Source organism: Streptococcus sp. SS4 (genome assembly GCF_030440125.1).
GTDB lineage: Bacteria > Bacillota > Bacilli > Lactobacillales > Streptococcaceae > Streptococcus.
This window is the reverse complement of record NZ_JAQFJM010000019.1, coordinates 1-1,682: the sequence shown is the minus strand read 5'-3', so window position 1 is coordinate 1,682 and position 1,682 is coordinate 1. Positions and strand designations below refer to the sequence as shown.

General features: G+C 41.6%; 2 protein-coding genes and 1 pseudogene. All 3 read left to right on the top strand.

Going from position 1 to position 1,682, the window contains the following annotated elements; translation table 11 throughout:
* Positions 1-122, top strand: a pseudogene (locus PCY16_RS11205) (amino acid ABC transporter ATP-binding protein); the annotation flags it as partial.
* A gap of 11 nt (positions 123-133) precedes the next feature.
* Positions 134-967 (top strand): transporter substrate-binding domain-containing protein, encoded by an 834-nt coding sequence (locus PCY16_RS11200; RefSeq protein WP_195414130.1) that lies wholly within the window; start codon positions 134-136, stop codon positions 965-967.
* 17 nt (positions 968-984) lie between these two features.
* Positions 985-1,682: amino acid ABC transporter permease (locus tag PCY16_RS11195; protein WP_183136292.1), on the top strand; the 698-nt coding region annotated here is incomplete at its 3' end.

The window sequence follows — 1,682 nt, the reverse complement described above, 5'->3', positions numbered from 1 at the left end:
AGGTTCTTGTGGATACTACGGATGTGGATGGTTTCTTTGACAATCCAACTGAACCTCGTGCTGTTCAATTCCTTTCTAAGATTATCGACCACAACTCTGATCGTGTCCAAGTGGATGCCTAAGGAGGTTGCCTATGATTTTCAAAAAAATCTTACGTTACCTAACTGTCGCATGCTTAGCAATTGTCACTATTTTTCTTATCTCGAGTCACAAGACTAAGGCTGAAGACACTAGTAAGCTCCTAGATAGTAAAGCAGTCCAAAAAATCGTTAAGCGAGGGACACTTAATGTCGGTGTGAAGCAAGACGTTCCTAACTTTGGTTACTATTCTGCTAAGACTAATGCCTACGAAGGGATGGAAGTTGATCTTGCTAAAAAGATCGCCAAAGAACTTAAGGTTAAGGTCAATTACATTCCAGTAACAACGCAAACCCGTGAACCACTTATGGATAACGGAACTATCGACTTACTTATCGCTACCTATACCATCAATGATGAACGTAAGGCTTCTTATGCCATCTCAAATCCTTACTACTATGACCAAATTGGTTTCTTGGTTCTTAAGGACTCAGATATTAACAAAATCTCAGACTTGAATGGTAAGACTATCGGTGTTTCTCAAGGTGCGTCAACTAAGGCTGCTTTGCAAGAGTATGCTTCAGCTAATAACCTTAAGTTCAACTATGTTCAACTCGGATCTTTCCCAGAATTGGCTGTTTCTCTTTACGCTCACCGCGTCGATGCTTTCTCAGTTGATAAATCTATCCTCTCCGGATATGAAAGTAAAAAGACTAAAACCTTAAAAGAAGGTTTCAAAACACAAGAATACGGTATTGCCTCAAGCAAGTCTAACCAAGAGTTGATTGATTATACCAACGATTTGTTGGCTAAATGGCAAAAAGATGGTAGCCTTCAAAAGCTCTACGATAAATATCACTTGAAACCAGCTAAAGCTGAAGATAAATAGAAAGGAGTCCTGAATTTATGTATCTTTTAACTGAAACGGCTAGTCCTTTCGCTCTTGAACGTTGGGCTGCTTTCTTCGCTAACTTTGGACAATTTGCCAAAGGTTTCTTCTATACCCTTGGCATTTCGATTGGTGCCTTGATCGTTGCCCTTCTTCTTGGGCTCATCTTTGGGGCTATGAGCTCTACTCACAACAAGGTTCTTCGTGGCATCTCACGTGTTTATGTCGAAATCTTCCAGAACACACCCTTGCTTGTCCAATTCGTGGTCGTCTTCTATGGGATTTCAATCTTAACTGATGGCCATGTCATGATTCCAATTTCATTGACAGCCATCCTTTGTGTGGGGATCTACACAGGAGCCTATATCTCTGAAATTATTCGTACAGGTATTGAGGCGGTTCCTAAAGGTCAAACCGAAGCGGCTTTGTCTCAAGGATTCACCTACGCTGATACCATGCGTATCATCATCTTGCCTCAAGCAGTCCGTACTATCTTGCCGCCATTGACCAACCAAGTGGTTAACTTGATTAAGAATACTTCTACAGTTGCCATTATTTCTGGGGCTGATATCATGTTCACTGCTAAGGCTTGGGCTTATGATACCACTAACTATGTGCCGGCCTTCGCTGGGGCTGCCTTCCTCTACTTTATCATGTGTTTCCCTCTAGCTACTTGGGCACGTCGTAAAGAAGAAGAGAATAAGAAAGCTTACTA